Source organism: Mesorhizobium sp. M0626 (assembly GCF_040320665.1).
Classification (GTDB): Bacteria; Pseudomonadota; Alphaproteobacteria; order Rhizobiales; family Rhizobiaceae; genus Mesorhizobium.
In genome coordinates, this window is sequence record NZ_JAMYQD010000023.1 from 39,061 (window position 1) to 62,647 (window position 23,587).

Genomic DNA, 23,587 nt, shown 5'->3' on the forward strand with positions numbered 1-23,587 from the left:
ATGTCCGGAACTGTGTAGGGTTACGGATGCCGGCCAACAACGTGTTGGCTTGGCGACGGGCCGGCGTCCGAAAGCCTCCAGGGAAAGAACTCGCGGGATGGAGGCTCGGTTTCGGCGCTATGGGGATTTGACGGTTTCGCTTGGTCCGCGGTGGGTGCACTGATGCGCCTGACAGGTGGGACTGCTCAGGTTGACGGGCGCGCGCGGCCGGCCGAGGCGGCGCATGATGCGGTGTGGCGGTTGAAGAGCGGGCGATTTCGGTGCGGTTGGGCGGCGGCGCGTGAAGCCGTTCATCCGGGGACGATAAGGTCCCTCGGCAGAGATGATGCGCGGTGATGAGCGGGGCCCGGTCATGATGCTCGGGCTCCGCTTGTCGAGCTGCCGGACGGGGGTGCTCTGGCATCGCTGCCGCGCTCGAAGGTTTCGATGATGATCATGCGACCGCCGCAGCACGGACATGGCGGCCGCCAGTCGGTTGGGGCGGTCGCATCGGCGCTATTGGATCCGCCGCATTCGTCCTTGGGCTGGCGTGCGGCGAGCAGTTCGCGAGCGCGCGCGATGTTGGCCTTGCGGTTGGCGCTGGCAAGCAGCCCATGGTGGCGGATGCGGTGGAAGCGCTTGGGCAGGACATGGAGCAGGAAGCGGCGCATGAACTCGGCCGGCTCGAGCGTCATGGTCCGGTAGCGCTCCTCCCCGTTGCGGCGGTAGTCCTTGTATCGGAACGTCACGCTGGCCTCGTCGAGCGCGATCAGCCGGCTGTTGGCGATGGCGACGCGGTGGGTATAGCGCGACAGGTATGCCAGCACGGCCTCGGGTCCGGCGAAGGGTGGCTTGGCATAGACGAACCAGTTCTTCCGTCTGAGCGGTGCCAGGAAGGCAGCAAAAGCGCGGTGGTCGCAAAGGCCAGCATTGTCGCCGAAGAACCTCAGCCGGCCGGCGGCATGGGCATCAGTAAGCTTCGCCAGCAAGAGCCGCCGGAACAGTTTTGAGAGCACGCGCACGGGCAGGAGGAAGCCGGGCCGGCAGGACACCCAACGCTCACCATCGAGCGCGATGCCGCCGCCGGGCACGATCATATGGACATGCGGATGATGGGTCATTGCCGAGCCCCAGCTATGCAGCACGGCGGTGGTGCCGATGCGGGCGCCGAGATGTTTTGGATCGGCCGCGATGGTGAGCATCGCTTCCGAGGCGGCGCGAAACAACAGGTCGTAGATCACCGCCTTGTTGGGATAGGCGATATCGGCGATCTCGGCCGGCAGGGTGAAGACGACGTGGAAGTAGCCGACGGGCAGCAGCTCGGCCTCGCGCGCGGCAAGCCATTCCCTGGCCGCCGCGCCCTGGCATTTGGGGCAATGTCTGTCGCGACAACTATTAAAGGCGATCCGTCTGTGGCCGCAGTCCTCGCAGGCCTCGACATGACCGCCGAGGGCTGCGGTGCGGCAGGTCTCGATCGTCGACATCACCTTCAGCTGGCCGAGGCTCAAGTGGCCGGCCTGGGCTGCGCGCCAGGCGGCGCCGTGGCGAAGGAAGATGTCGGCGACCTCCAGGGACGGGCGGCGCACCGCCGCCGCGTCAGCCGTCCGGTCTCGTCTCCTCGTCTGCCTCTGCCTGCAGCGTGATCCGGTCGAGCGGGCTTATCACGGTGTGGATCGTCTTGGTGGCCACGTGGGCATAGAGCGCGGTGGTATTGAGCCGGGCATGTCCGAGCAGGACCTGGATGACGCGGATGTCGACGTCCTGCTCCAAAAGATGGGTGGCAAAGGAATGTCTCAGCGTGTGCGGCGTCACCCGCTTCTTGATCTCGGCGGCCTCGGCTGCGGCATGAACCGCGCGGTTCATCTGCCGCGTGGAGAGCGGCGTGATCGGGTTGCGGCCCGGAAACAGCCAGCCCCGCGGCAACATCACGCCGCGGCGTTTGCCCTCACGCCACCAGGTGCGCAGCAGGCCGAGCAGTTGCGGCGACAGCATGGCGTGGCGGTCCTTGCGGCCCTTGCCTTGTTCGACGCGGATCAGCATGCGTGTGCTATCGATGTCGGTCACCTTGAGCGCCACGATCTCCGACACCCGCAACCCGGCGCCGTAGGCCGTGCCGAGGGCGGCCTTGTACTTCGGACCCGGTGCGGCTTCGAGCAGCCGCGCCACCTCCTCGACGCTCAGCACCAGCGGCAGCTTGCGCGGCTCGTGGATGATCGTGAGAGGGCGGGAAAGATCGGGCCGGTCGAGCGTCACGGTGAAGAAGAAGCGCAGCGCCGAGACCGAGCTGTTGATGCCGGGCGGCCGCATGCCGGCTTGCGTCTGGTGCAGTTGGAAACGGCGAAGATCCTCAGTCGTTGCCGTGTCGGGCGAGCGCCCGATGAAGGCTGCAAACGCCTTCACGCAACGGATATAGTCACGGCGCGTATCCTCGGTGAAGCCGCGCATGGACATGTCTTCGATCATGCGCTCGCGAAGCGCGCTGCTGGATGGATGCGTAGGGACGGTCAAGCTGAAGGTTGACACTTCATGCTCGGAGGCCGATGGCCGTCCGTCACCCCTGATCGATCAAAGCCTCACCGACGCTGCCGACGAAGCACACACCCCAAAGCCCGCGCCCCTCCCGCGAGCGGGTTCGTTCTCTGGCGCAACTGCGACCTCCAGGTTGGCCGCTTGCAACATCCGCTTTCAGGCGGTGGCGAAGCTGACTTCAACGGCCGAAATAGGGCGGTGGGTTCAACCGGTCGCCGCAACACCTTTAATCTGAGAGGATTGGGAGGTGTCGCATGGTGCGGCGATGGCTGTGCCGTTTGAGCCGCTCGCCGCGTTTGTTGGCCAGCCCCTCCGTTCCTTTTATCAGCAGGTTATCTGCGGCGGCCTGGTGTTCCAGCTTAGCGATGGAAGTCGTCTCCTTCGAACCGTGGTTCCGATGGCCTTTCAATCAGCGCTTGCCGGGATCATGCTTGCCGCAGACCTGGTCAAGCATAGTGCGGGTTTTCCGATGAGTCCGACAACCAGCACTCGCGTGAATCTACTGCGCCCCCTTGGTTCTCACCTCCATGATCCGAAAGCCAAAGATTCCAGCGGCCGCTGCATCTGCAGCGATGAGGATTTCGTTGCCGCCTTACCGCGGACGGCGCGCTGTCAAGCAATCACCGATGTTTTCGACCACGATCGAGTGCCTGATGAGAGTGCGGGGCGGATACTATGACACGCTCGGCCCGCTGCTTGCCAATGTCAGGCCCAGAACCCACGACAGAGATCCTTGAGCGACGGCTCGCCGTTTAACGTTTTTTGTACTGTTATCTACGTTCGACCATATTCGTCGTCGAAGCGAACGATATCATCCTCGGCGAGATAATCGCCGCTCTGCACTTCAATGATCACCAGGTCAATTCTGCCTGGGTTTTCCAGCCGGTGTTTATGGCCGCAGGGGATGTAGGTCGATTCGTTTGTCGCCAGGAACAACTCCTGCTCGCCATTGACGATTTTGGCGGAGCCGCTGACCACGACCCAGTGCTCCGAACGATGATAGTGCATCTGCAGGCTCAACTGGCGACCGGGCTTCACCTCGATGCGTTTGATCTTGAAGCGCTCGCCTTCCTCCAGAACCGTATAGGTACCCCAGGGCCGGTGTACCGTGCTATGGACCAGATGAGCTTCATGTCCCGAAGCCTTGAGGCCCTCGAAGAGCTTCTTAACGTCCTGAACGCGGTCGCGGGATGTGACAAGCAAAGCGTCCGGGGAATCCACGATCACCAGATCGCTTACGCCCACCGTGCCGATGACGCGCTTGTCGGAGCTCACATAGGTGCCGGTCGTGTCGACCATGTGCACATCGCCGCGTATCCTGTTCCCGCTTTCGTCGGGGGCGATCAAATCGGCCATTGCGTTCCAAGATCCGATGTCGTTCCAATCCATGTGGCAGGGAATCACGGCAAGTCTGTTAGTCTTCTCCATGACAGCGTGGTCGAGCGAGATTCGCGGCGCGGAACCGAAATGCTCAGGCGCGAGTTCGATTTTGGCAAAGCCTTGGCATTGACTGGCGCGGCCGTTCTCGTAGCTGTCGGCGACCGCCTGGAGCACCTCGGGACAATGCAAAACCATCTCGTCGAGCATGGTTTGCGCACTGAAGCAGAAGATGCCGGCGTTCCAGAAGAAGCGTTGAGACGCGACATAGGCTTTGGCTGTATCCAGATCCGGTTTTTCAACGAAACGGACGACGTTCTCACCATCTGCTTCGATGTAGCCGAATGCTGTGTCCGGTCTGGTTGGGGTGATGCCCAATGTGGCGATCCGCCCGAGCTTGGCATGTTCCATGGCCAGGCCCATGGCGTCTAGAAACGCAGGCAGGTTGCTAATCAGGTGATCGGCCGGGAAGACGCACAGGATCGCGTCAGGGCCTTGCGTTGCCCTCGCATGGATCGCGGCTGCAGCCACGGCGGCGGCCGTATCCCGGCCTTCGGGCTCGAGCAGAAAGGTGCGTGGCAGGACCACGGAATCCAGCTCGTCAAATTCGTCCTTGGTCAGGAAGAGGTGTTCCCCGGATGTCACAGCGACGAGTTCCACGACACCTTCTATCGAAGCGGCGCGCAGCACAGTGTGCTGAATGAGAGAATATCCATCCGCTACTTTGAGGAAAGGTTTGGGGTGCGATTGCCTTGAGGCGGGCCATAGCCGCGATCCGGCTCCGCCGCTGATGATCACGGGAATCACTTTCATAACCAACCTCAATTTCGTCTCTGGAGTGATCGCCCGCGTTCTTTCGAGCGTCAGCGTCACGATCGCCGTCGCTCTGGCGTGTCTGCGGCCCCCGCGTAACAGCGAAGTTCTGGCGCGTTGCAGGCGGCGTCAGATGACGACGCTATCGGTAATGTACGACGCCTCCACTGGCGTCGGTGAGAAATGCGCATTCAATTATGCCTGTTGGTTGCGTCTGCCGAATTGCGCAGGTGGCGGGTCTTAACTGAGATCAGAGACTTGGCTGCCTTCTATCAAAGTCAAACGACTTGGCTCTTTCAGATCGAATTCAATTACCCGTGGTGCTAAAAGGCGTGCATATCGTGTAAAGGCGCTCGTCGGGGGAAACCGAATTACGGTATCGCAGCGCCCGAGAAGATACATCTCAACGAGGGCGGAAATTCCGCCGTCAATCCCGAGTGCTGCAGTGTGTAAGGGGCCACCTTGATTGGATCCGAAGTGCTTCGGGACAGTGAGCAGATCGGGAAACCTGGCCGACAGAAGATCCAGTATACGCGCGCTGTCCGTGCATAAGAACAGCCGCACAGGCCTAGGGTGCGGTAACGCCTTAGCCTTGTCAATTGCAGCGCACACTTGCCGAACGGCGAGCTCCGGATCGGCCCAGTAGGGCGCATGCTCCATGATGTCTTCACCGTTACCGTGCCGAACATGAATCCCGATGATGCTGTGCCCCTCAAAACATTCCTGATAAATGGCATCTATGCGGGCTTGAATTTCTGGCCGAGGCTGGACACTCTGGAACACCTGCCGCTCTGCATCCTCATCGCACCGCCACATCAGACAAGCGTCACACACTACTGTGTTCGCTTCGACATCGTGTTCGGCCTGAAAGAGCTCGCCCAACTCATCGCGCTCTTGGAAAATCTGCTCATCTGGCCGGTAAAGGCACTCGATCGCCGGCCTGTTCCACCACTCCGGGAAGAATGGACCAGGGAAGGAAACGTCGTTGATCCGGTCGTCGGAAATAGCCGGCACGCCAGCGATGTCATTGATCGGCTGGAAGAACACCGGAAACGCATTTGTGAAGGGTTGGTCGAGGTAGCAGGCCCCCCGCCAGTCGATGACTAGAGTTCGTCCCGACCGCTGCGCGTAGCGCCAAGCGGCCGCCAATGACCACAGACAATCACCGAACCCCGTACGCCTCCGAGAGACGACGAACCGGCGCTTTTCCAATCCACTAACATGCATTTTCGGAAATCTCGTTTCGGAGAGGAGGTTGCATCCGGCTTGGAATCCTTAGTCGACACTAGTAGACCCTGACGCCGGGCGCTTGGCAGAGGCCGGGCCGTAGGGCAGAAGAGCTCCCTCAGCACTGCCCACTTATCCCTCTCGCACAGCTTGAAGCCGATGCCCTCGCTTCCGGTTCAGCCTTCTCTAATGGGCTTCCGCGGCATATGTAAAATCTATTGAGTGGATGCCGGCCATCCATGTGTTGGATGCCATGATGAAGGGGCTCGGCTGACGCGGGCCCGGCCAATAGAGCCGAAACAGCCGGGAAACGCTGCGACACTGCCTGCCGAAGCAAATCATTCCGTCGACGCCAGACGCCAAGGGTGCAAGGCTGCATACAGCAACCGGTACCGGGCGAGATGAGGTCGACAGCTCGACGCGCCTGGAACCAGCTGATCGACAGAATCTGCAGTCTGCTCCCAAAGTTCTGCACGACCTGTGCCGGATGCTGTGGTGAGGGCTCGCGGCCACGAACTTTGTCCTCGCCCCGAACGGAAGCTCGGGACCTACGACTCCGGGCCGGCGATGCGCCCCGGCTGCTCGGTCAGACCATCCATTCTGTGGATGCACTTTATCCAAACAATCGATTTCACTGATCCAAACAATTCCCATTAGAAGACGCTGAAGCAAGAAAGAAGGGCGTCCTCACTCGCTGATAGATGAGCAAATCAGCTGCAAGGTGCTTGGAGTACAGTCGCTCGCGGCGTGAGCTGAGCGGCACTCTGACCGCATGTACGAATCCCAGTTAGCGGCGCAACTCTATTTTGCTGTGACTCCAAGCAAGAGCAGGTGTGCTCGGCTGGCAGACTGTCAATGACGAGCTTCGCGCCGCATCTGTCGAAGTGCTCCATAGGGCACGGGGCGGGCCGCACATTGTGTCGGCGTGGCGAGCCGGAGCCGAAACTTTAAACTTTAGATAGAGCAGGAATAGAATGGGCGATAGCAGAAAAGTTGCTCTTATTACGGGCATAACTGGACAGGATGGTGCCTATCTTGCCCGTCTTCTTCTCAAAAAAGGCTACATCGTTCATGGGATTAAGCGACGTTCCTCTTCCTTCAACACGGGTCGTATCGAAGACCTCTACCAAGACCCGCACGAATCCGATCCGCGCCTGATCTTGCATTACGGTGACCTCACTGATTCGACTAACCTCATCCGCGTGGTTCAGGAATCTCAGCCAGACGAAATTTACAACTTGGCTGCTCAGAGCCATGTGCAGGTGTCGTTCGAAACACCTGAATACACAGCAAACGCGGACGGTATCGGTACATTGCGACTTCTTGAGGCGATTCGCCTCCTCGGTCTGACGGACAAGACCCGCTTCTATCAAGCCTCGACTTCGGAGCTATACGGCCTCGTGCAGTCCGTACCGCAGAACGAAACGACGCCCTTTTATCCGCGCAGCCCTTACGCCGCCGCCAAGCTCTACGCCTACTGGATGGTCGTCAATTATCGCGAGGGCTATGGTATGCACGCTTCCAACGGCATTCTTTTTAATCACGAAAGCCCCCTTCGTGGCGAAACTTTTGTGACGCGCAAGATCAGCCGCGCTGCCGCTGCTATCTACCTGGGCAAGCAGGACAAGCTTTATCTCGGCAATCTCGATGCTCAACGCGATTGGGGCCATGCGCGTGAGTACGTGCGAGGTATGTGGATGATGATACAGCAGGATCAACCGGATGATTACGTGCTGGCTACGGGCAAAACGACTCCTGTCCGCCAATTCGTCGAGTGGGCTTTCGAAGATATCGGCGTCGAGATCGAATGGCGTGGCAAGGGTGTCGGCGAAAAGGGCTATGATGTAGCGAGCGGCAGATGCCTAGTCCAAGTGGACCCACGCTACTTCCGCCCCACGGAAGTCGATCTTCTCCTGGGTGACGCTACCAAGGCGAAGGAGAAGCTCGGCTGGGTGCATGAGACATCCGTGCGCGAGCTTGCTGCGGAAATGGTGCGCGAAGACCTGAAGGTCATGCAGACATCTGTAGTCATGAAGGAAGCGTAATGTATGATCTGAACGGAAAAACCGTGTGGGTCGCTGGCCACAAAGGTATGGTGGGCAGCGCTGTTGTACGCCGACTCGCGTCTGAAGACTGCAAAGTTGTGGCCGCCCCTCGGGGAGAGCTAGACCTCAAGCGACAGACCGAGGTTGAAAACTTCGTGGCAGTGATGAAACCGGACGCTATCATTATGGCGGCGGCAAAGGTAGGTGGTATTCTCGCGAACGCCACCTATCCGGTCGACTTTCTTTACGACAATCTGATGATCGAGGCCAATATCTTCGCGGCAGCCCACGAAAACAATGTCGACCGCGTCCTCTTCCTCGGCTCGTCTTGCATCTATCCGAAGATGGCACCACAGCCCATTCCTGAAAGCGCGCTTTTGACCGGGCCACTAGAGCGCACCAACGAATGCTACGCCGTCGCCAAGATCACCGGCATCAAAATGGCTCAAGCCTATCGCCAGCAATACGGCCGCGACTACATCTCCGCTATGCCGACGAATCTCTACGGGCCAGGCGACAATTATGACTTGCAGTCAAGCCACGTCATCCCAGCGCTGATCCGGAAAGCGCATGAAGCTAAGCTCATAAGTGATAAGCAAATCACCATCTGGGGCACGGGCACACCACGTCGGGAATTCATGCACGTCGACGACTGCGCCGACGCATTAGTCTTCCTTCTGAAGAACTACTCTGACCATGATCACGTCAATCTCGGCTGCGGACAGGACATCACGATCCTAGAGCTGACTAGAATGATCTGCCGTGTAGTCGGATTTACTGGGGAGATCGCGCATGATCACTCTAGACCTGACGGTACACCGCGAAAGCTGATGAGCGTCGACAAGCTGCGCACTTTGGGATGGGCAGCAAAGATCACTCTCATGGAAGGCATCGAGAGTGTCTATCATGCATTTCTAAACGGGAGCTACACCGAACGGCGGTAGATAAGAGGATTTGCTGCGTCTCAGGCCTGTACGCGCTTTCGGGACCCAGAGCTAATGTAGACTGAGACAATCACTCGATGGCGATAGCGCTCATGTGAGCCAGCCGCGAGGAGCCCCGCCGGACCCGGACCCCATCCGCTCCAACCTCGTCGCCGTGAAGGTCACGGTGCGCTGCCCACGCCGACGCCGACTGCGTCAATCCTCACAAGGGTAACCGTCGATAACCGAACGCGTCTACGGTAACCGAATGTACTTCTTGTTCTCGTCCGAGGGATCTGTCGATGGGCATTCCGGACGAGCCAAAGTTTGAGCATGTTACCTTCAAAACCCGGTTAGCAACGTCGGATTTGGTATGAAATTCGGAACAAGTGGATTACGGGGCCTGGCGACAGAATTGGCAGGAGCCGCCTCTGCCCTATATGCAACGGCATTCGCGACATTCCTGCTGGAATCCGGCCTGGCCAGAATTGGCGACGAGATACTCATAGGGCGCGACTTTCGCGCCTCGAGTCCGGCCATCGCCGCCGTCTGTGCGGCGGCACTGTCCGCGCTCGGCTTCATCGTAGTCGATTGCGGCGCAGTCCCCACCCCTGCCCTGGCACTGTATGCTCAGGCGCGTAAGAGTGGTTGTTTGATGATCACAGGCTCGCACATTCCGGCCGACCGTAATGGAATAAAATTCTATCGACCCGACGGTGAGATCGACAAGGATGATGAGCGGGAGATAACGCGCATCGCCTTGCAGCTGGAGAAGCGCGGATACGTCCTTGAAGGTGCTGTTGCACGTCGGCAGCACCGGGAGGCCGAATGCAAGGCCTTTTTCATGGCGCGCAATCGAAAGCTTATGGAGATTAATGCTCTAAAGGGCTTAACGGTGGGCGTATATCAGCACAGCACAGTCGCGCGCGATCTCTTGGTTGACATTCTCTCATATCACTGTGCGACGGTCGTAACCCTGGGACGTTCGGAAGGTTTCATTCCTGTCGACACTGAAGCGGTCTCTGACGAGACTGCTCAACAGTTCAAGCTCTGGGCCAAAGAGCATCGGCTTGATGCGGTCGTCTCGGCAGATGGCGATGGTGACCGCCCACTGGTAGCTGACGACCACGGAGACCCCCTTCGCGGTGATTTGTTAGGCCTGATTACGGCGAACTTCCTGCAAGCGAAGGCAGTCGTCACGCCGGTCACATCAAACTCTGGTATCGAGACCGCAGGTTCTTTTAAAGTCGTGCGTACCAAGGTTGGATCGCCATTTGTTATTGCTGCCATGCTCGATTTGGTTGCGTCGGGTCACGAGCGCGTGGTTGGTTTCGAAGCAAACGGTGGTTTGTTGACCGGCACGGACTTTGACCCGAACGGAACTAAACTGCCAGCGCTACCTACACGCGACAGTTTTCTCCCCATCCTCGCGGCACTTTCCCTTGTTAATACAAGTGGGCAGCCACTGTCGGAGATTGGCAGTTCCTTTCAATTGCCGGCGGCGGCGGCGGATCGCTTGGAAAATTTTTCCGTCGAAAGCAGCACTCGCCTCATGACATACCTTCGTACAGCGGAAACTAACATCGCCGCCTTCGTCGGGTCGATTGGAGTGGTAAGCAAGGTTAGCGATGTTGACGGACTTCGTATCACTCTCGCGGATAAGCGTGTCTTGCATTTGCGTCCATCCGGAAATGCCCCGGAAATGCGGTGCTACGTCGAAGCCGAAAATCGGGAGGACGCGGAGCTTTTGCTCCGGACTGGATTGGATCGAATTCGTAATTGGGCGCAAGGCTAAATAAAAGCCGCCTCCCTGCGTATTCCCAGGTGACCCTGGGGGTCGCACAAGCTACTCAAGCGCGATCAGAACGTCCACAGTGTCCCGGCCCTGTCCGCTTTGAAGCGAACCGGAACGCCCGTGGAAACAGCCGATCCGTACCAGCCACGGAGCATCCGGTCGCTCATGGTCAAGGCAGCGCCTTCCGGTAGCGAACAGCCGGTCCCGCACTGACCGCCTGCGCCGCATGTACGATGGCGTTGGTGTCCAGGCCGTGGTGACGGTATAGGTCCGCAATAGTCCCCGTCTGGCCGAACTGCTCGACCCCGAGCGCCTTCACGCGATGCCCGTTAACCCCACCGAGCCACGCGAGCGTCGCCGGGTGGCCGTCGATCACGGTGACGATGCCGCAGTCACGCGATAGCGGCGCGAGCAGCCGCTCGATATGACTCAGGGCGCCAATCGCGCCACGCTGCCGGGCACGTTCCGCCGCCTGCCAGCCCGCATTAAGCCGGTCCGCGGAGGTGATCGCGAGCAGCCCGACATCGCGCCGGTCCTCCGCCAGAAGACCCGTCGCGGCAATCGCCTCCGGCGCGACGACGCCTTGATAAGCAATGACGACACTCGCGTTGGGCCCAGGCGGACGCAGCCAATAGGCGCCATTGACGATGTCCCGCGCGAGCGCCGGGTTCATCTCGCGCAGCGGCTGCTCGAGCGGCCGGGTTGACAGGCGAAGATAGACCGATCCTCCGGTCTGATCACGCAGCCACGTCGTCTCATCCGGATCCCCCTCGCCATTACGTTGCATGTAATCGAAGGCAAAGCGCATGATCACGGACAGTTCGTCGACGAAGGCCGGTTCGAAGGCGCAAAGCCCATCCTGCGCCATGCCGATCAATGGGGTGCCGATCGACTGGTGTGCTCCGCCCTCGGGCGCTAGCGTCACGCCCGAGGGCGTTGCGACCAGCATGAAGCGCGCATCCTGATAGCAGGCGTAGTTTAGCTGGTCGGCCGATCGGTAGATGAAGGGATCATAGACTGTCCCGATCGGCAGCAGGCGCACGCCATTGATCGAGTGCGAGAGACCGAGTGCCCCGAGCATGATCATCAGGTTCGACTCGGCGATCCCGAGCTCGAGGTGCTGCCCCTTCGGCCCAAATTCCCAGGTAAAGGTCGACGGAATGCGTTCGGCCTTGAAGGTGTCCGCCATGGTCTCCCGGGCGAAAAGGCCGCGCCGGTTGACCCAGCCACCGAGATTGGTCGAGACCGTCACATCGGGCGAGGTGGTGACAATGCGGTCGGCAAGCAGACTGCGCTCGCGTGCGATGTCGTTCAGGATCTGGCCGAACCCCATCTGGGTCGAGAGCGGCTTGCCGGGCTGCCCCGGTGACGGAAGGGTTTCAGGCACCGGCACCGACGGCGCAGACAGCCTCCTATGCCCCTCACTGAAGAACGGCGCCTTTGCGAAGAAGGCGTCAAGTTCCGCTTCCGGCAAGGTGGCGGCCGCCCATTTGTCCCACTCCTCACCCCGCTTTACGCCCATTTGCAGGCGGTAGTCTTCCATCTGCGTGGGCGTCATCTGCCCCGCGTGGTTGTCCTTGTGTCCGGCAAGCGGCAGACCGTAGCCCTTGATGGTGTAACAGATGAAGCAGACGGGACGGTCATGCCTGGACGCCGCCTCGAAGGCTTCGAGGAGGCTCGGCATGTCATGCCCGCCAAGGTTCGTCATCAACGCCTGCAACTCGTCGTCGGAGCGGCGTTCGATCAGAGTGGTGACCGGCCCTTGGTCTCCGATCTCGTCGAGCAGCCGCTTGCGCCAGGCAGCACCCCCTTGGAAGGTCAGCGCCGAATAGAGCTGGTTCGGACAGCGCTCTATCCACTCGAGCAGCTTCTCGCCCCCCGGCTCGGCAAAGGCAGCCTCTTGCAGAGCGCCGTGGCGCAGGACCATCACGTCCCAGCCGAAGTTGCGAAAAATCTGCTCGAAACGCTGCCAGAGGCCCTCCCGGATCACGGCGTCGAGCGACTGGCGATTGTAGTCGACCACCCACCAGCAGTTCCTGAGCCCGTGCTTCCAGCCTTCGATCAGGGCCTCGTAGATGTTGCCCTCATCCATCTCGGCGTCGCCGATCAGGCTGACCATTCGGCCCTCGGCACGCTCCTTCATCCAGCCGTGACCCGAGACGTAGTCCTGCACCAGCGACGAGAACAGCGTCTGAGCAACGCCGAGACCCACCGACCCGGTCGAGAAGTCGACATCGTCGACATCCTTCGTCCGCGAAGGGTAGCTCTGCGCGCCCTTGTAGCCGCGGAAGTTCATGAGCTTTTCGTGGGTCTGGTTGCCCGCCAGATACTGAAGTGCATGGAAGATCGGCGCCGCATGGGGTTTGACCGCCACCCGATCCTGCGGGCGCAGGACCGAACCGTAGAGCGCGGTCATGATGGTACTCAGCGACGCGGACGAGGCCTGATGCCCCCCGACCTTGATCTCATCGCCCTCGCGGACGTGGTTGGCGTGGTGGATCGTCCAGGCTGCGAGCCAGGAGACGCAGCGCTCGATCTCGTTCAGATATTCCAGTTTCCTCGTCATTCAGTTTCCCGCAAATCAGCTGCCGGTCTCACAGGACCCCCGCCCAAATGGTCAAAGATCGAGTTTCAACACACCTGTCGCGCGCGACACACAGGGGATGAAGCGGTGGCCGCGTGCCTCCTTGGACAGGACGGCATCCCGATGGATCGGCTGTCCCGCCAGCATTGCGCATTCGCAGGTCCCGCACACCCCGTTCTCACACGAGGCCATCAACGGCACACCGGCCGCACGCAAGGCGGCCAGTGCCGTGGTCTCAGCCGAAACCTCAACCACCCTGCCCTCAGCCAGTTCTATGACGAACGGTTCCGGTGGCGCGCCATCAAACTCGGGAGGCTGGAAAGTTTCGAAATGAACAGTACCCTCGGGCCAGTGTTGAGCCGCGCGCCCCACAACCGCCATGAAGCCAGGCGGTCCGCAGTAGTATGTCTGCGCGTCGTCCGAACGGTTCGCCAGCAGCGCGGCGATGTTCTGCCGGGTCTGAGGCTCGTCGTCGAAATGGATCCGCACATTGCCGCCAGGAAGATCGCTCCCGATCGCCGCCAAGAGTGGCGTGAGCGCCCGGCTGCGGGTGAAATAGTGCAACTCGAAGGGCTTGGCCTGCCGGGTGAGCGCGCGCGCCATGGCCAGAATCGGGGTGATCCCGATTCCCCCTGCCAGCAGCAAAGTCGGCCCCTCGCCTGGCTTGAGCGCAAAATGGTTGCGTGGCGCGGAGACAGGCAGTGTGGAGCCGACGGCAATGGTTTCGTGGATCCACGCCGAGCCGCCACGGCCGTCATTCTCGCGCTTCACCGCGATGGTGTAGCGGCCAAGCTCGGTCGGATCGCCGCAAAGTGAATACTGACGCACCTTCCCTTCAGGCAGATGGACGTCGACGTGAGAACCCGCTTCGAACGCCGGCAGCACAGGTTTACGTGGGTGTTTCAGGTCGATGACCAGCACGTCGCCCGGCTCCTTGCGGGCGGCGGTCACGGTCAGCTTCATGATGATGCGCGGCGAGGCCATGGCGTTTCACTCGTCGATGGGCAAGATCAGATCACCGGGGCGGATCACGCCCCCGACCTCGATTGTGCAGTTCAGGCCGGAGCGGTTCAGAAGCCCCTCGTAGAGACCCGGAAGCCCGAGCAACTCCTCGATATACTTGCACGGCACATTCATCCGGGCGCCCCTGAGAATCGTTTCCCCGACCCGGAAGCGTTTGCCGACAAGATGGCTAAGCGGAACGCCTCGTGTCGTCAGATTGCGCCGGTGATCTTCGGGTGCGAGCTTGGCCTTGAAGCCCGGAATTCTGGGTTCGCCCTGCGCGATGGCGTCCAAGACTTCAGCTTCGATCAGCGTCACTTCGCGAACGTCAGGACGCGCGGAATAGGTCCCCGTCCCCAGGTAGTAGCGGTCTCCGACAACGCCTTGGCCGGCAATAAGCTGCGCCTGCGCCAGTTCCTCCATTTCATAGGAGGCGGCAGGCGCGATGTGGACGTGAAGCAGCTTTCCTCGCCAGGTCATCATCGCTCTCGGAAATTCGTCTCGTGGAAACCTGCTGCAAAACTGGCCTGATCAACAGCGCCAGTTGCATGGCATTTTCCCGGTCCAGTTGGCTGTTTGGAAAGAAATACGGGGGGCCCTCGGACCGTTTTCAGCGCCAGCTTTCGGCGTCGCCCCGGCTCAGTTGTTCCGCGCCGGCATCGCGTCTTGCACCTGCTTGACAACCTCTCGCAGGACCTCAACGCCCTTCCCGATCTGCCGAATGCTCAAGGCGGCATAGCCCATGACAAGTCCGACGCGATCGGTGCGGCCTTCGTCCGATGGCCGCTCGTAGAGCGGCGAGATCAGGTGTAGCCCCAGGCCAGCGTCGCGGGCGGATTCGACCAAGGCCGTTTCCCGCGATCGTGGCAGGTCATTGAACCAAACCGCGACGTGCAGTCCCGCATCTGCTCCCTGGATAGTGATGCGATCCCCGAAGCTGTGCTGCAAGGCACCCAACAACGTTTCCCGACGCTCGCCGTTCAGCCTGCGCACACGGCGCACATGGCTTTCGTAGCCGCCGCTCTCGATCAACGATGCCAGCGCTTCCTGTTCAGCGACCGGCGAATGCCGGTCTGCGAATTGTTTGGCGGTTGCGAAGACCTCCTGCAATTCGGGCGGGACGACGAGGTAGCCGATGCGCAGCATCGGCGAGAGCGTTTTGGAGATCGTGCCGAGGTAGATGACAGCCCCGTGGTCCTCGAGACTGTGCAGCGGAGGGACCGGATTGATGTCGTAGCGATATTCGCTGTCGTAGTCGTCCTCGATCACATAGGCGTTGTTGTGCCGCGCCCATTTCAGAAGCTGATGGCGGCGCGCGATCGGCATGACGCCGCCCAGCGGAAACTGATGCGATGGCGTCACATAAGCCAGTCGTGCTCCGATCCCCGCCAGCAACTCGGTCCTCATCCCGTCTTCGTCGACGATGACCGGGATGGGTGAGGCACCCGTACTGGCAAAGACCTGACGCGCCATCCTGTAGCACGGATCCTCGATGACGAAACGGTCGGCGGGATCGAGAAGCAGGCGCGCGCACAGATCAAGGCCCTGCTGCGAACCGTTCACAACTATGATCTGGTCGAGGTCGCAGCTCAGGGTCCGGGCGCGCCAGAGATAGCCCTGAAGCGCCTGGCGAAGCCGGCGCGAGCCGCGAGGATCGTCATAGGCAAGACGCAGCGGGCGCTGCCCCATCGCCTCGTTCATCGCGCGTTTCCAGACCAATGAAGGGAAATCCGACGGCGCGAGGTCGCCATAGCGGAACTCGACCTTCAGCCCAGTCGGCAGATAATCTGGCCAGGGTGACGTCGCGCGCAGCCGCTCGCCATATGCGGACAGGTGGATTGGGCCGACCCGTTGCGCGTGAGTGCGCCCCGTCCCATGGCCCATCAACGAAGACGCAACGCGAGGTCGTGCGCCTTGACGGACTTCGATGAAACCCTCCGCAGCCAGTTGTTCATAGGCGACCGTCACCGTGGTTCGCGAAACGCCGAGGTCATTTGCCAGGGCCCGGGAGGATGGCAACTGACTGCCGGTTTCGTAGACGCCGCCGAGGATTTGCTCGCGAAGGGCTTCGTATATCTGGCGTGCACCCATCGCGTGCGAGCGCGCTGCAGACCCGGCACTTGAAGACTGGACCATCTCTTTCATCGCCAACTGGATATTTCACATTGGCCAGGTTGCCGTCAATCTTTCGGAACCCCAAGAGAGATCGCAGAGGCCGAATGACCAGCTCCCATCAATCCGAAACCGATGCTCCCACGGGGTCGCTCAACCGCACCAGCCCCGGATTTGCCACCCGGGCGATCCATCATGGCTACGATCCGGCCGGCTTTTCCAATGCCGTCCAGCCGCCAGTGTTCCTGACGTCAACCTATGGGTTCGAAAGCGTGGCAGCAAACGATGCCGCCGCCGCCCTTGGTGGAAGGCTCTATGCGCGCGAATACAATCCCACGACCGAGATCCTCGAGCAGCGGCTCGCCAATCTGGAAGGAGCCGAGGCGGGGCTGGTTGTTGCCTCGGGGATGGCGGCCTTCGGCACTCTGATCCTGTCGCTCCTGTCCCAGGGCGATGAACTCATCGTCCACAAGACGCTTTATGCGAACACGCTTGCCATGGTCGAACAGGCGGTCCCCCGCTTCGGCATCAAGGTCGTCGCGGTCGATCTGTCAAATCCCCACAATCTCGATGCTGCGATCACCGAGCGGACGCGGCTGGTTTTCTTCGAGACGCCGGTGAATCCGCTGAGCCGCATCCTCGACATAGCGGCAATTGCCGAGCGCGCTCACGCGCGCGGTGTAAGGGTTGCAGTCGACAGCACCTTCGCCTCGCCCGCGCTCCAGCGACCGCTTGAGCACGGGGCGGACATCGTGCTCCATTCGATGACCAAGTACATCAATGGTCATGGCGATGCCCTTGGCGGGGCGCTTCTCGGCGACGCCCAAACGCTCCGTACGCTGCATGAAACGGGCCTGCGCTACATCACCGGCGCAGCGCTCTCGCCCATGTCAGCTTTCCTAATCCTGCGCGGTCTCAAGACGCTGACGCTGCGTATGGAACGGCACAGCGCCACAGCCCTTGCGGTGGCTCGGGCGCTGGAAGCGCACCCGGCGGTGGCATTTGTGAGTTATCCGTTCCTCGACTCGCACCCTGATCAGGTGACGGCGCGAAAACAGATGTCCAACGGATCGGGCATGTTGGCCTTTGGCCTCCACGCTGGATACGAAGGAGCGCGCCGGATGATGGACCGGCTCAACCTGATCATTCGCGCCGTCAGCCTCGGCGATGCCGACAGCCTCATCTATCATCCAGCAAGCCTCACCCGTGCTCGGCAGCCGATCCGCAAGGATGCCCATTTGGCCGATGGAGTCGGCGAGGATCTCATGCGTCTCTCGGTGGGGCTTGAAGACGCTGATGACCTGATCGCCGATCTGCGGCGGGCTTTGGACGTCTTGTAATGACCTGGCGTGCGGCCGCCTCTGCGCTCACACATAGATCTGGAGCCTTGCCATGGCATTCCTGAGCGGTCTTTCCGCGTTCCCCATCACCCCGACCAATCGTGACGGCCGCGTCGATAGCGTTGCCTTGCGCAGGCTGATTGCTCGGCTTGGCATTGCTCAGGTCGATTCCATCGGTCTTCTCGGCAGCACCGGCACATACATCTATCTGTCGCGCGAGCAACGGCGGCGGGCGCTCTCCGAGACCTTGGACCAAACGGCGGGGCAAATGCCGGTCGTGGTGGGTGTGGGCGCGCTGCGCACCGATGAAGCCGTGGGGCTCGCGCAAGACGCCAAGGCCCTTGGAGCAGCTGCGGGTTTGCTTGCCGCCGCCTCCTACACCCCGCTTACTGATGACGAGGTGTTCGATCATTTCTCCACTGTGGCGCGCGAAAGTGGCCTGCCGATCGTCGTCTACGACAATCCAGGAACGACGCATTTCCATTTCAGTCCACCCCTTGTCAGCCGCCTGGCAAAGGTGGCTGGGATTGTCGCCATCAAGAATCCGACAGACAAAAGCGATGCGATCAAGAACCACCTGACCGCCCAGAGGCGCACACTGCCGGAAGGGTTCTCGATTGGTTACAGCGGCGACTGGAACGCCGCCGAGGCCATGATCGCCGGCGCCGACACATGGTACAGCGTCCTCGCGGGCATCCTGCCCGAGGTCTGCATGACGATCGTCACAGCGGCGCAACAGGGCGATGCGGCCGAAGCGCGACGGATCAATGCCGCGCTGGTCCCGATCTGGAGCCTCTTCAAGGAGTTCTCGAGCCTTCGCGTCGTCTATGCACTCGCTGAATTGCTCGACGTTTGCAGTGCCGAACCCCCGCGTCCCATCCTGCCTCTGCCCCCAGCAGCGAAGCGCCAGATCGCCGCCGCGTTGAAAGGTTTGCCATCGAATGCCAGCCGGTGAACAGCAAACCCCGTTCGGCAAGTGAAAGGTATTTACCCGCTCATTTCGAGAACTTATCGAAAACAACGCACTCGGCGTGCTGATAGCCATGGCTGGAGCGGTCTCGACGCCAATCACACCCCCTTCGAACTCGACAATCGACTGCGGAGGTACAGACTGCGCAGGGCACTCCGCCCATGCCGCACCGTTCGCCTTCAAACTAGGAATCGGTGGTTTATCCATTGGAATGGCATCGAGCCGGCGCTTTACTTCCGGCCCGGTGCGCGCATTGAAGCCGGTGCCAATGCCGCCGGCGAACACCAGATTTCCGTCCTCGACATTCGCCAGAGCACGCTTCCCGACCGCCGTAACTGTTGCCGGGTTCGCAGCCGATGACGATGAACTCATCACTCAGCACGCATTTTGTCTCACCCATTCTTGGCGCCGGCCGGATCGATATGGACTGACACGCAGCTTGGAGACGATGCCCTCGAGGCCGAACTGGGAGACTTGCGCGAGAATGTCGCTGCCGCCGCTGATCTCGTCGCTCAGAACGATGCCGTTTGGCGGCGTCTCAGCAGGTTAACTAGCGCTTTGCGCCGATCGACAGTGGCCGATCGCGAAGACCCTCGCCGTCGATCTTGAGCAGGTCGAAGCCGGCAAGCACGGTCCTGACGTCTCCCGCCGCGGCCAAGAGCCCGCTGAAGACTGGGAATGCGCGACAAGCCTTCTGGTCAACGACGAACGCCTCACCGTCTATTATCGTGTCCGAGGCGCCGAGCTCGGCCACCGCCCGGGACGATAGCCGGGAACCTGAGGGTCCAGTCGTGGAGGTTGCGGGTCGAGGTAGGCCCCCATCGATAGTAGTCCCATTTCATTTCGTGTAGCCAATCAGGGCCCTGCCGGACGCGGCCGACCAGCGGTCGATGTTCGCGACGACCCGAATGTCCAGTCTCGTGTAACCCAGCCTAAAGCGGCCTGTCGGCCCAAAAATGACATTCAGTTGCCTCCAGCCTTTCGACACGACCCACTTCACGATCTCGTAACTCGCCAACCTAGGGCTTGTTGCTTGAGCTGCGCGTTCCTACGGTGTGGTCGCTAGGCCTCAGCAACAAGAGCTCGGTTGCCAGGCGGGCGGAGGCTCAACGAGATAGCCAGCTCAGGACAAGGAGAGCAAGCAATGGTCGCTTTTACCCTCAATGGCGAGGCGCGAACACTCGACGTCGATCCAGAGATGCCGCTGCTCTGGGCGGTCCGTGACGTCATCGGACTCACGGGAACGAAATTCGGTTGCGGGCTTGCCCAGTGCGGCGCTTGCACGGTTCACGTTAACGGCATGCCGACGCGCTCGTGCCAGACCGCAGTCGGCGACATCGAAGGAGCCTCGATCACCACCATTGAGGGTGTGTCGGGCAAGATAGGCGAAACGGTCCAGGCCGTGTGGGCCGAGTTCGACGTACCTCAATGCGGCTATTGCCAGTCTGGCCAGATCATGTCGGCCGTGGCCCTCCTTACAGAAACGCCTAAGCCGACGGACGATGATATTGATTCGGCGATGAGCGGCAACCTCTGCCGCTGCGCCACCTATCATCGCATCCGCGCGGCCATCCACGAGACCGCCAACCGGCTGGAGACTTGAGGCATGTCGCAGTTTCTCTCGAAGCATACTGCCGTGCGGCCCACGCGCCGGTGGTTCCTCGTCGGCGCGGGCGTCACCACCGGCGGCCTCGCAGTGGGCTACCGGCCAGTGCTGGCCGCGCCCGACATCGCACAAACGACCCCTGCAAAGGTTCAGGCGAACCCCTTCCAGACCTATGTCGAGATCACAAAGGAGAACCGAATCATCATCCACTCCTCGCAGTTCGAGATGGGACAAGGCTCCTATTTCGGCATCGCCACCCTGGTTATGGAAGAGCTCGACGGCGACTGGGCGCAGGTGGACGTGGTCGGCGGATATGGCAATACCGCGTTCTACGGCAATCTCGCCTGGGGCGGGGCCGCACAGGCAACTGGGGGCTCCACGTCGATGGGCTCGTCGTGGGAACGCTACCGCAAGGCGGGTGCTGCCGCACGGGCCTTGCTGGTGGCGGCCGCGGCGCAGCGGTGGGACGTGCCAGCCGGCGAGATCAAAGTCGCTTCCGGGGTCGTGTCGCACGCCTCAGGGATGCAGGCGCGCTACGGTGACCTGGCTGAAGCCGCAGCGGGAATGCCGGTTCCCGACGACGTGCCGCTAAAGCCGCGCGACAAGTGGGCCCAGATCGGATCGGACAGCCTCAAGCGCTACGATTCCGCCGGCAAGACCAACGGCGCGCAGACCTACACGATCGACCTCATGATGGAGGGACTCCAGACGGCCGTTATGATCCATCCGCCGAAGTTCGGCGCCGAGATCGAGAGCTTCGACGCAACCAAGGCCAAGGCACTCGACGGCATTGTCGATGTCGTCCAGACGCCGCGAGGCATTGCCGTGGTTGGCAGGGACACCTGGACGGCGCTGAAGGGCCGCGACCTCGTGGAGGTGACCTGGAACGAGGAGAAGGCCGAAGAGCGCGGCACGGCCGAGATCATGGCCGAATACAACAAGGCAGCAGACGATCTGGGCGCGGCCACCGCGCGCGACGACGGTAACACTCCCGCAGCGTTCGCCAGTGCTGAGAAAATCATCGAGGGGCACTACGAATTCCCCTATCTTGTCCATGCTTCGATCGAGCCACTCAACGCGGCCGCCCGAATCAACGAAGACGGCACCATCGACGTCTGGGGCGGACACCAGATGCCCGACCTTTATCAGGCGGCTGCCGCTCAGGTAGGCGGCACCACGCCGGACAAGGTGAGGCTGCACGTGATGAAGACCGGCGGCAGTTTCGGCCGCCGCGCGGTCTTGGATGCAGATGTCATTATCGAAGCTGTTTCCACAGCGCGTGCACTGGGACGCGGCAAGCCAGTGAAGGTGCAGTGGACCCGCGAGAATGACATGCGGGGTGGGCGGTACCGGCCGGCCTATGTGCACGCAGTCAAGGCGGGGCTCGACAAGAAAGGCAATGTCGTCGCTCTCCATGACCACATCGTGGGCCAATCGGTCTTGGGCGGTTCGACCTCTGCGGCGATGATCAAGAACGGCATCGATCCAACCTCCGTAGAGGGCGCCACCAACCTGCCCTATGCGATCCCGAACCTGAAGGTCCAGCTGACCACCACGGACGTGAACATCCCGGTGCTGTGGTGGCGTTCGGTAGGCTCCACCCACACCGCTTACGCGGTGGAAACCCTGATCGATGAGCTCGCCGCCGCTGCGAACCGTGATCCGGTCGACTTCCGCTTGTCAATGCTCGGTCACCATCCACGGCATGCCGCCGTGCTTAAAGTGGCTGCTGAGAAGGCAGGCTGGGACAAGCCTCTGCCGGAAGGCCGTTTCCGCGGCGTGGCCCTGCATGAAAGCCTCTCGACCTATGTCGCCGATGTGGTGGAGATCACCCTCAATGATGAAAATGGTTTCAAGGTCGACCGCGTCGTCTGCGCGGTAGATTGCGGCACCGCGATAAATCCTGACCAGATTCGCGCTCAGATGGAGGGCGGTATCGGATTCGGGCTAGGTGCTATCCTCCAGGAGGAGCTGACCCTGAAGGGCGGTGTCGTAGACCAAGAGAACTACGATACCTATACACCGCTCAGGATCGAGCAGATGCCGCGAGTCGAGGTGCACATTGTGCCGTCCGAGGAGCCGCCCACGGGAGTTGGTGAGCCAGGTGTGCCGCCGATCGGCCCGGCCGTCGCCAACGCGCTACGGGCGGCGACGGGCAAGACTATCCGCAAGCTGCCGATTATAAAGAACATGTCAGGAATGACACCATGAAACAGCCGCGATGAAGATCGCGCCGTTTTCGAACGCCTCCTGACAGGCGCTCATTTCCATTGGTCAAATTCCGGCGGCTGCCCGCTCCAATATCCGGTTTGGAGACGGCACCCCGTGTTCTGAACGACCACAGACGGGCCTTGGCGCCGGTTCCACTGAAGAACCGCTTTCGAGACGCAAATGCGTCCACTCCATGAAGAGCACAACCGTATAGCACCAGGAAGGCTAGCTACCTCCATCGCTTCGGAGACCCAGGAACCCTCAGAAAACCGAACCTCCCGAGCTCAGAGGCGCTCGTGATCACAATCGCGCTGGTGCGTGGATCATTGTTCAAGGGTTTGTCAATAGGCAGGCGAGATGGCCGATCGACATGATCTTCGCCCGATGCCCTACAAACACAATGCCAGCCGCTGTCACGGAGTCGCGAAGACGAAGGCAATGAGGGTCGACGCCGATACTCATCGTTTGGTTGACAGAGCGCTTGGAATGCCATGCGCTTCACATCGGAGTAGCCATCCGGGAAGCCTGAAGCGCTTTGAAAACGCATGTGCTGCGGCTGTTATTCATAGCGTGGATGACTTTGATCAAAACAATCGATTTCATCACTCTTCCGGAATCGTGCATGGACAAAAAAGAGCCTCACGCACCAATCACACGCTGCTCTATCGCGTGACGAAAGCTGCCTTAGGAACAATCCAAAGGAGAAAATCTTCGATGCGCCCTGACGTGCAGTGGAGGTCGTGCCGAGAAAGTGAGTTGCAACTGGCCGACAATGTCGGGCGGTGCGACCATGGTCGCTTCGGAGAATGAAATCGGGCCAGTTCACGGGGGCGGTACTGTTATTCGTCGACGGCCGCCCTTCCCAAGACAGGCGGCATCGCAAGTTGGTTCTGCCGATGAAAACAACATCGCCGGATACATGTCAGCAGCCGCTCAGGATTGGATGATCCAGCCAAGCTCTCGGCGTGATGGCACCGTAGGCGTCACAGTCGAAGCATCTCATTGATCGTTTATGAGGCTTTCTTCGATGCCGCTGATGCCTGACGGGCGGTCGCAGCTGCAGGCGACAACACG

At 60.9% G+C, this 23,587-nt stretch carries 17 protein-coding genes; 9 read left to right on the forward strand and 8 right to left on the reverse strand.

Features of this window, described 5'->3' with window-relative positions; all coding sequences use genetic code 11:
- Positions 1–350: 350 nt before the first annotated feature.
- Both NKI37_RS26665 and NKI37_RS26670 read right to left on the reverse strand, forming a co-directional pair.
- Positions 351–1,565: an IS91 family transposase gene (locus NKI37_RS26665; protein ID WP_352789935.1), complete on the reverse strand. Its 1,215-nt coding sequence runs from the start codon at positions 1,563–1,565 to the stop codon at positions 351–353.
- 10 nt (positions 1,566–1,575) lie between these two features.
- Complete coding sequence (locus NKI37_RS26670; protein ID WP_352789932.1) at positions 1,576–2,442, reverse strand: tyrosine-type recombinase/integrase; 867 nt, start codon at positions 2,440–2,442, stop codon at positions 1,576–1,578.
- 331 nt (positions 2,443–2,773) lie between these two features.
- Between NKI37_RS26670 and NKI37_RS26675 the strand changes: the two genes are divergently transcribed.
- On the forward strand, positions 2,774–3,187 hold the full coding sequence (locus NKI37_RS26675; RefSeq protein ID WP_352789929.1) for a hypothetical protein: 414 nt from the start codon (positions 2,774–2,776) through the stop codon (positions 3,185–3,187).
- A gap of 95 nt (positions 3,188–3,282) precedes the next feature.
- Here NKI37_RS26675 and NKI37_RS26680 read toward each other — a convergent pair whose 3' ends face one another.
- Entirely contained in the window at positions 3,283–4,698 is a 1,416-nt protein-coding gene (locus NKI37_RS26680; protein WP_352776176.1) for a mannose-1-phosphate guanylyltransferase/mannose-6-phosphate isomerase, read from the reverse strand.
- A 240-nt stretch (positions 4,699–4,938) separates the two neighbouring features.
- Positions 4,939–5,925, reverse strand: a complete 987-nt coding sequence (locus NKI37_RS26685) for a nodulation protein NodZ (RefSeq protein WP_352789926.1) — start codon at positions 5,923–5,925, stop codon at positions 4,939–4,941.
- A gap of 974 nt (positions 5,926–6,899) precedes the next feature.
- Between NKI37_RS26685 and gmd the strand changes: the two genes are divergently transcribed.
- The 3 genes from gmd to NKI37_RS26700 all read left to right on the forward strand — a co-directional run bounded on the left by gmd (position 6,900) and on the right by NKI37_RS26700 (position 10,688).
- Positions 6,900–7,970: a GDP-mannose 4,6-dehydratase gene (gene gmd, locus NKI37_RS26690; protein WP_023692482.1), complete on the forward strand. Its 1,071-nt coding sequence runs from the start codon at positions 6,900–6,902 to the stop codon at positions 7,968–7,970.
- Entirely contained in the window at positions 7,970–8,914 is a 945-nt protein-coding gene (fcl, locus tag NKI37_RS26695) for a GDP-L-fucose synthase (RefSeq protein ID WP_023689384.1), read from the forward strand. The genes gmd and fcl overlap by 1 nt, the downstream gene beginning before the upstream one ends.
- 352 nt (positions 8,915–9,266) lie before the next feature.
- Positions 9,267–10,688, forward strand: a complete 1,422-nt coding sequence (locus NKI37_RS26700; protein WP_352760256.1) for a phosphomannomutase — start codon at positions 9,267–9,269, stop codon at positions 10,686–10,688.
- A 169-nt stretch (positions 10,689–10,857) separates the two neighbouring features.
- Here NKI37_RS26700 and NKI37_RS26705 read toward each other — a convergent pair whose 3' ends face one another.
- From NKI37_RS26705 to pdxR, 4 genes are all read right to left on the reverse strand, one after another.
- Positions 10,858–13,254: a transketolase gene (locus NKI37_RS26705; RefSeq protein WP_352776163.1), complete on the reverse strand. Its 2,397-nt coding sequence runs from the start codon at positions 13,252–13,254 to the stop codon at positions 10,858–10,860.
- A 51-nt stretch (positions 13,255–13,305) separates the two neighbouring features.
- Entirely contained in the window at positions 13,306–14,256 is a 951-nt protein-coding gene (locus NKI37_RS26710; RefSeq protein ID WP_023697831.1) for a PDR/VanB family oxidoreductase, read from the reverse strand.
- Positions 14,257–14,262: 6 nt separating this feature from the next.
- Positions 14,263–14,754: an MOSC domain-containing protein gene (locus tag NKI37_RS26715; protein ID WP_352789959.1), complete on the reverse strand. Its 492-nt coding sequence runs from the start codon at positions 14,752–14,754 to the stop codon at positions 14,263–14,265.
- A 159-nt stretch (positions 14,755–14,913) separates the two neighbouring features.
- Positions 14,914–16,410, reverse strand: coding sequence for a MocR-like pyridoxine biosynthesis transcription factor PdxR (gene pdxR / locus NKI37_RS26720; protein ID WP_502896373.1), 1,497 nt, complete (start codon positions 16,408–16,410; stop codon positions 14,914–14,916).
- 83 nt (positions 16,411–16,493) lie between these two features.
- Between pdxR and NKI37_RS26725 the strand changes: the two genes are divergently transcribed.
- From NKI37_RS26725 to NKI37_RS26745, 5 genes are all read left to right on the forward strand, one after another.
- Positions 16,494–17,726 (forward strand): trans-sulfuration enzyme family protein, encoded by a 1,233-nt coding sequence (locus tag NKI37_RS26725; protein WP_023697828.1) that lies wholly within the window; start codon positions 16,494–16,496, stop codon positions 17,724–17,726.
- Between the two features lie 52 nt (positions 17,727–17,778).
- Positions 17,779–18,681: a dihydrodipicolinate synthase family protein gene (locus NKI37_RS26730; RefSeq protein WP_352789923.1), complete on the forward strand. Its 903-nt coding sequence runs from the start codon at positions 17,779–17,781 to the stop codon at positions 18,679–18,681.
- Between the two features lie 1,159 nt (positions 18,682–19,840).
- Positions 19,841–20,299, forward strand: coding sequence for a (2Fe-2S)-binding protein (locus NKI37_RS26735; RefSeq protein ID WP_023689394.1), 459 nt, complete (start codon positions 19,841–19,843; stop codon positions 20,297–20,299).
- A 3-nt stretch (positions 20,300–20,302) separates the two neighbouring features.
- Positions 20,303–22,513 carry a xanthine dehydrogenase family protein molybdopterin-binding subunit gene (locus tag NKI37_RS26740; RefSeq protein ID WP_352546072.1) on the forward strand — a complete coding sequence of 737 codons (2,211 nt, stop codon included), beginning with the start codon at positions 20,303–20,305 and terminating at the stop codon, positions 22,511–22,513.
- Between the two features lie 357 nt (positions 22,514–22,870).
- A complete protein-coding gene (locus NKI37_RS26745; RefSeq protein ID WP_352546071.1) occupies positions 22,871–23,323 on the forward strand; it encodes a hypothetical protein in 453 nt (150 codons plus the stop codon).
- Positions 23,324–23,587: the final 264 nt, after the last annotated feature.